Source organism: Alitiscatomonas sp. (assembly GCF_037242085.1).
Lineage (GTDB): Bacteria > Bacillota > Clostridia > Lachnospirales > Lachnospiraceae > Alitiscatomonas > Alitiscatomonas aceti.
In genome coordinates this window covers 1-7,765 of the sequence record NZ_JAXXBR010000105.1, presented here as the reverse complement: position 1 = coordinate 7,765, position 7,765 = coordinate 1, and the positions used below count along the sequence as shown (strand labels likewise).

Genomic DNA, 7,765 nt, shown 5'->3' with positions numbered 1-7,765 from the left:
GGATGAGAACCATGCAGGGGTGAGATTCCCATGAGCTTTAGCGAAAGCTGTTCGGCTTGCTTAGACACCATTTTGAATTAGAATTTTTCATTCAAAATCAAATAACTATTTGCAGGAAATACAATCTTAATATTACTTTTGCCACAAAATCTGATATAATATAGACAGATATTGAGGGTTCCATATCTGGTCTATGGAAAGGAGGAACATGATTACAGTAACAAAAAAAGACTTAATAGAACTGGGTTATGGAACTTCATTCGCAGCAGACATCATAAGAGAAGCAAAAAAACTTATGATTTCAAAAGGGCATACCTACTATCAGTCACGCAAACTGGACAGGGTTCCCAGAGAAGCTGTGGAAGAATTGCTAGGGATTACTTTTACTGATAAATCAAACTGATTGTACTTCTTGCACATTTATGTAAGGAGTGAAATCATGGCAAAAGACCCTATTAAGAAAGCAGAAAACGGAACTTATTATTTTAGAGCAAACTTAGGTTTTCATCCGATTACCGGAAAACAAATTCAGAAATACAAAAGTGGATTCAAGACAAAAAAAGAAGCCAGAGAAGCATATTCAAAACTTATGCTGACATCCACAGAGGAATTAACAGAAAAGAAACAGCAACTATCTTTTCAACAGTTTATTGAGGAAACTTATCTTCCTTGGTATAAAACACAAGTAAAGGAAAGCACCTATCTGAACCGCCGTTCTACCATTCAGAAGCATTTTTCATACTTTTACAAAATGACGGTGGATGAGATAGAACCCATTAACGTCCAGAACTGGCAGCTTGAACTCGCAAAAGAATTTAGTCCAAACTATATCCGTATTGTACAGGGTATGCTCTCTATTGCCTTTGACAGAGCAGTTGTTCTCGGTCTTGCAAAGAAAAATCCATCACGAATGATAGGAAACATCAAGAGCAAGAAAACAAAAGTGGATTTCTGGACACTGGATGAATTTCAAAAGGTAATTTCCCTGCTCTACAAGGGAGATTATTACGAACATTACCTTTTCATTTCATACTGGCTCCTGTTTATGACCGGAATGAGAATCGGAGAAGCCGCAGCCCTGCAATGGTCGGACATCAACTTTGAAACCGGACTTTTAAGTATAACAAAAACGCTGTACTATAAAACAATGGACGAATACAAATTTGTGGAGCCAAAGACACAAGCCAGTATTCGCACTATCTATATTGACACAGATACCATCAAAGAATTGAAAGCATGGCAGGAAGTACAGCAAAAGGTTTTAAAGGGCTGCGACCTTGTACTAAGCTACAATGGGATTCCCACCAGTAAGCACACCCTCCCACGGGCATTAGAAAAACTTGCTGGATTGGCAGGCGTACACCGTATCAAGATTCATGCACTCAGACATTCCCATGCTTCCCTGCTCATCAGTATGGGTGAAAATCCTTTATTGATTAAAGAACGTCTGGGGCATGAAAAGATACAGACTACGTTAGGAACCTATGGACATTTATATCCCAACACCAACGTGGAAGTTGCCAAAAAATTAACTGGTGTTCTCACTTATACTCCGGCAACAACCAGTGTTGCCGATTACACCAGCAATCAGCATACAGCAATCTATCACAGAGCAGTTGAATAAAAAAATGCAATCAAAATGCAATTCTAAAAGGAAAGAGCCTCAAAACCCTTGAAAATAAAGGCTTTGAAGCTCTGCTCCAACTATTCCATTTCAATCGTCGCCGGCGGCTTCCCCGTGCAGTCATACAGCACCCGGTTCACATGCTGGACCTCGTTTACGATCCGGTTGGAGACCCTGCCGATCACTTCCCAGGGCAGCTCCGCTGCCTCGGCGGTCATAAAGTCAATGGTGTTCACGGCCCGCAGCGCGATGGCGTAATCATACGTTCTCTCGTCGCCCATGACGCCCACGGAGCGCATGTTGGTCAGTGCGGCAAAGTACTGGCCAATGCTCCGGTCCAGACCGGCCCTGGCGATCTCTTCCCGGTAAATGGCGTCGGCCTCCTGGACCATCTTCACCTTCTCCGGCGTTACCTCTCCGATGATACGGATCCCAAGTCCCGGGCCCGGGAACGGCTGACGGTACACCAGCTTTTCCGGGATCCCCAGCTCCAGACCGGCCTTTCTCACCTCGTCCTTGAACAGATCGCGGAGGGGCTCGATGATCTCCTTGAAATCCACGTAATCCGGCAGTCCTCCCACGTTGTGGTGGGACTTGATCACAGCGGATTCACCGCCCAGGCCGCTTTCCACCACGTCCGGATAAATGGTTCCCTGCACCAGGAAATCCACAGCTCCGATCTTCTTTGCCTCTTCCTCAAACACGCGGATAAACTCCTCGCCGATGATCTTTCTCTTTTTCTCCGGCTCTTCCACGCCGGCCAGCCTATCGTAGAAGCGCTGCTGCGCGTTTACACGGATGAAGTTCAGATCATAGGGGCCGTTGGGGCCGAATACCTCTTCCACCTCGTCGCCCTCATTTTTCCGCAGCAGGCCATGGTCAACGAACACACAGGTCAGCTGATCGCCCACGGCCTTGGCCAGCATAACGGCCGCAACGGAGGAGTCCACACCGCCGGATAATGCGCAGAGCACCTTTCCGTTTCCGACCTTCTCGCGGATCGCCCGGATGCTGTTCTCCACAAATGCGTCCATCTTCCAGGTTCCGGAGCAGCCGCAGACCTCATAAAGGAAATTGTGCAGCATCTTCGTGCCTTCCTTGGTATGAAGGACCTCCGGATGGTACTGGATCGCATACAGCTTCTTCTCCGCACACTCGGCAGCCGCCACCGGACAATCGGCTGTATGGGCCACGATCCGGAAACCGGGAGCCGCCTTTTCAATATAATCGTTATGGCTCATCCAGCAGATGGTCTTTTCGGACACATCTCCATACAGCTTGCTGGTCTTGTCCACCGTCACTTCGATCTTTCCATACTCACGGACCGGAGCCTTACATACATGGCCGCCCAGCACATGCATCATCAGCTGTGCCCCGTAGCACAGGCCCAGCACCGGGATCCCCAGCTCAAATAATTCTTTGCTGCAGGATGCGGCTCCTTCCTCATAGCAGCTGTCGGGGCCTCCCGTGAGGATGATCCCCATGGGATTCATGGCCTTGATCTGTTCCAGATCTGTTTTATAAGAATAAATTTCACAGTATACGCTGCACTCGCGGACACGGCGGGCCACAAGCTGGTTATACTGGCCGCCGAAATCAATAACAATAATTTTTTCCTGATTCATCGAGAGCCTCCTGTCAACCTTTGTTGAAAAGCTGTACCTGCCGAAAAGCATGCTTTCAGCAGGTACAAAAATTTTGTAATCATTATAATTGAAAGGTTTTGTCTTTGCAAGAAAAAAACTGTAAGTCCGGAAAAAACAGCAGAAACACCAGTGATCCGTTTAAAAATCCCCGATTATCCGGCAGATTTTCCGTCTGGGAATAGATCTGTTTCCAGTCTTTCCAAGCTGTCCCGGTGCGCCCTTTAACAGCTATGCCTCATAGGTTCCCTTCTTTAATAATACGCCGTCCTGCATCATCAGGCTGCCGCGGGCAATGACCGTATTCATGGAGAGATCGCCGTTGAGCACCAGCACGTCTGCGTCGCTTCCCTCATGGACGGCTCCCTTTTTGGGATATACCTCCAGAGCCTTCGCCACATTTCTGGTTCCCAGGGACAGAGCCTCCTCCAGGGACATATTTTCATTCTGGACCTGATATACCACCTGACGGTACATGGTATCCACACTGGAAACACCCATTTCCGTAAGATTTCCGGCTGCGTCATAGTTGGACCAGCTTCCCTGTCCGTCGGAGCTGATGGTCACCTTGTCCATGGGAACCCCGGCCTCCTTTGCCGCCCGCAGGGATGCCGCCAGCTCTTTGATCTTTTCCTCAAACTGTCCGCAGGTGAAGTCGATGGTTCCGCCCATCTTTGCCAGCTTGAATGCGTCCTCCTGGAGCTTCTTTGCTCTTCCCACATGGGTGGGCTGGAACGTCTTTACAGGGATCGAGGTGCGCTCCAGGGCTTCAAACACCGGACTTAAGGCCCTGTCGTCGCCGCCCATATGGAGGCATACAAAACCGGCTTTTCCGCTTAACATGCCGGCTGTCCGCACATCGCTTCCCAGGCGGATCAGCTCGTCCACGGTGATGTTCGGGGCACGGTGGTCAGAGACTGCCAGCTTAAGGCCGATGATCTCGTCTACGAACATGATATCCCTGCTGATGCTTCCTGTGATGGTCGGACCCGGATGCCCGTATGCTCCGCAGCAGCAGTAGGCAGAAATTCCCTCTTCCTTTAATGCTTTGGCCTTAGCCACCAGATTTTCTGTGCTCCGGCTGATGCCGTCGGTTCCCAGAAGTCCCACCACTGTGGTCACGCCGCCCCTGATCAGATCAGAAAGCTGCACCTGGGGAGCCTGTGTGTGGAAGCTTCCCTCACCGCCGCCGCCTGTAATATGGACATGGCGGTCAATGAATCCAGGCGCCACGATCCGTCCCGTTCCGTCGATCACCTGGCAGCCCTCATATTCCGGAAGATCCTCCCCGATCCGCTCGATCTTTTCACCGGCGATGAGCACGTCCTTTTTCCCAAGATACTCCGGTGCATACACCTCTGCCCCTTTGATTAATAGCATATCTGCTCCTCCTTGTTTTTATACCCCTCCGGGCGATTTAAGCGCATGGTCTCATAAAAATACAGAGATCAGAATGCGCCATGATACGATGGATCTCTTTCTCCATTGTATCATACTTCCTCCCGCTTTTCCAAATATTTCTTCACGTACCTTCCCGTATAGGAAACCGGGCTTTCTGCCACCTGCTCCGGCGTTCCCTTTGCGATCACCGTACCGCCCCGGTCGCCGCCCTCTGGCCCCATATCGATGATATAGTCGGCGGTCTTGATCACGTCCAGGTTGTGCTCGATGACCACCACCGTGTTTCCGCCCTCAGACAGACGGCGCAGGATCTCCACCAGCTTGTGGACATCCGCAAAATGAAGTCCCGTGGTGGGCTCGTCCAGGACATAAATGGTCCTTCCCGTTCCCCTTCTGGAAAGCTCCGTGGCCAGCTTGATCCTCTGGGCCTCGCCGCCGGAAAGCTCTGTGGACGGCTGCCCCAGTCTGATATAGGAAAGCCCCACATCGTTTAAGGTGGCGATCTTTCTGGAAATGGACGGCACGTTTTCAAAGAACTTCAGCGCCTCCTCCACGGTCATGTTCAGCACATCATAGATGCTCTTTCCCTTATATTTTACCTCCAGCGTCTCCCGGTTGTACCGCTTTCCGCCGCAGACCTCGCATGGAACGTAAACGTCCGGCAGGAAATGCATTTCGATCTTTATGATCCCGTCGCCGCTGCAGGCCTCACACCGGCCGCCTTTTACGTTAAAGCTGAACCGGCCCTTGCTGTATCCCTTGGCCTTGGCGTCTGGCGTCGCTGCAAACAGGTCCCGGATCAGATCGAACACGCCCGTATACGTTGCCGGGTTGGACCTGGGCGTCCGGCCGATGGGCGACTGGTCGATGGCGATGATCTTATCCAGCTGGTCCACGCCGTCGATTCCGTCATGGGCTCCGGCAATGGTCCTGGCCCGGTTCAGCTTCTTTGCCAGGGACTTATACAATATCTCATTGACCAGAGAGCTCTTTCCCGAGCCGGACACGCCTGTCACACAGGTCATCACTCCCAGGGGGATATCCACATCCACATTTTTCAGGTTATTCTCCCTGGCGCCCCGCACCTTCAGCCAGCCTGTGGGCTGCCGCCTCTCTGACGGCACCGGAATGGACCTCCGGCCGCTTAAGTATGCGCCTGTGATGGAGTCCTCACACTTCATGATCTCCTCAGCCGTCCCGACGGCCACCACTTTTCCACCGTGCTCTCCCGCTCCGGGGCCGATATCCACAATACAGTCCGCAGCCATCATGGTATCCTCATCATGTTCCACCACGATCACGCTATTTCCCAGGTCCCGCAGATGGGTCAGGGTCTTTAAGAGCTTGTCATTGTCCCTCTGGTGGAGGCCGATGCTGGGTTCGTCCAGGATATAGGCCACACCCACCAGACCAGAGCCGATCTGGGTAGCCAGACGGATCCTCTGGGCCTCGCCGCCGGAAAGGGTCCCCGTGGCCCGGGACAGGGAAAGGTAATCCAGTCCCACGTCAATGAGGAACATGATCCTGGCCCGGATCTCCTTCAGGATCTGTTCTCCGATCATCTTCTGCATCTCCGAAAGCTCCAGGCCGTCGATGAACTCCTTAAACTTCACGATGGACATATCTGTGGCGTCGAAGATATTTTTTCCGCCCACGGTCACCGCCAGGGATTCCTTTTTAAGTCTCTTTCCATGGCAGGCAGTACAGGGGGTGATCCTCATGAAGGTCTCATATTCCGCCTTGCTGGCCTGGGAAAAGGTTTCCCGGTATCTGCGGTTCACATTTTCAATAAGTCCCTCAAAGGCCACGTCGTAAACGCCGGTGCCGCGCTGCCCCGTATAATGGACCGCCACCTTTTTCCCCTGGGTCCCGTAGATCAGGATATCGTGGATCTCTTTGGGATAATCCTCAAAGGGAGTATCCAAATCAAACTTGTATTCTTTGGCCAGGGCGTCCAGGATCGCCCTGGAAAAGCTTCCCTCCTTGGCGCAGGACTGCCAGCCCAGGACTGCAATGGCCCCCTCCTTGATGCTTAAGGACTTATCCGGGATCATCAGATCCTCGTCAAATTCCATTTTGTATCCCAGTCCAAAGCACTCCGGACAGGCCCCGAAGGGATTATTGAAGGAAAAGCTCCTGGGCTCCACCTCCTCGATGCTGATCCCGCAGTCGGGGCAGGAAAAGCTCTGGCTGAAATTCACCGGATCTCCGTCAAAAACATCCAGGATCATCAGGCCTCCAGACAGCTTCATCACTGTTTCGATGGAATCGGCCAGACGTTTTTCGATCCCCTCCTTCACCACCAGACGGTCCACCACGATCTCGATGTTATGCTTGATGTTCTTCTCCAGCTGGATCTCCTCCGTCAGCTCATGGAGATTCCCGTCGATGCGGACGCGGACGTAGCCGCTTTTTTTCGCCTGCTCCAGGACCTTTTCATGCCGCCCCTTCCTTCCCCGCACCATGGGAGCCAGAAGCTGGATCCGTGTGCGCTCCGGCAGCTCCATGATCTGGTCCACCATCTGGTCCACGGTCTGCTTTTTGATCTCCCGTCCGCATTTGGGACAGTGGGGGATACCGATTCTGGCATATAAAAGACGCATATAATCGTAGATCTCCGTCACTGTTCCCACCGTGGAACGCGGGTTTCTGTTGGTGGATTTCTGGTCGATGGAGATCGCCGGGGAAAGTCCCTCGATGCTCTCCACATCGGGCTTCTCCATCTGCCCCAGGAACTGGCGGGCATAGGACGAAAGGGATTCCATATACCGTCTCTGCCCCTCGGCGTAGATCGTATCAAAGGCCAGGGAGGATTTTCCCGAGCCGGAAAGGCCGGTTAAGACCACCAGCTCATTCCGCGGGATATCCACGGAAATATTCTTCAGGTTGTGCTCGTTGGCACCGCGGATCTTAATATATTGCTTTGGCATTACCATTCTCCTATAAATCCGGGCATCTGGGATTTTGCAGGAAGGCAGAAGCCAGATGCGCCATGGTATAATGTCTGTTTTACAGACATTATACCGCACCCTTCGGCTGCGATACCCCTCCGGGAGATTTGAGCGCCTGGATTTTCGCGGTGAACGCGAAAACCAGA

General features: G+C 51.8%; 5 protein-coding genes. 2 read left to right on the top strand and 3 right to left on the bottom strand.

The features are described from left to right. Positions 1 to 208: 208 nt before the first annotated feature. Positions 209 to 403, top strand: coding sequence for a DUF3173 domain-containing protein (locus tag WIH05_RS11215; protein WP_011861908.1), 195 nt, complete (start codon positions 209 to 211; stop codon positions 401 to 403). Positions 404 to 439: 36 nt separating this feature from the next. Beyond that, positions 440 to 1,624 (top strand): site-specific integrase, encoded by a 1,185-nt coding sequence (locus WIH05_RS11210; protein WP_029732491.1) that lies wholly within the window; start codon positions 440 to 442, stop codon positions 1,622 to 1,624. An 80-nt stretch (positions 1,625 to 1,704) separates the two neighbouring features. On the opposite strand, the gene guaA is transcribed toward WIH05_RS11210, so the two are convergent. The 3 genes from guaA to uvrA form a co-directional block, all read right to left on the bottom strand. Further along, positions 1,705 to 3,249: a glutamine-hydrolyzing GMP synthase gene (gene guaA, locus WIH05_RS11205; RefSeq protein WP_022272853.1), complete on the bottom strand. Its 1,545-nt coding sequence runs from the start codon at positions 3,247 to 3,249 to the stop codon at positions 1,705 to 1,707. Between the two features lie 249 nt (positions 3,250 to 3,498). Next, the gene (gene iadA, locus WIH05_RS11200; protein ID WP_022272854.1) at positions 3,499 to 4,647 is read right to left on the bottom strand and encodes a beta-aspartyl-peptidase; all 1,149 of its coding nucleotides are present in this window, start codon (positions 4,645 to 4,647) and stop codon (positions 3,499 to 3,501) included. A 110-nt stretch (positions 4,648 to 4,757) separates the two neighbouring features. Next, the gene (gene uvrA, locus WIH05_RS11195) at positions 4,758 to 7,598 is read right to left on the bottom strand and encodes an excinuclease ABC subunit UvrA (RefSeq protein ID WP_022272855.1); all 2,841 of its coding nucleotides are present in this window, start codon (positions 7,596 to 7,598) and stop codon (positions 4,758 to 4,760) included. Between the last annotated feature and the right edge of the window lie 167 nt (positions 7,599 to 7,765).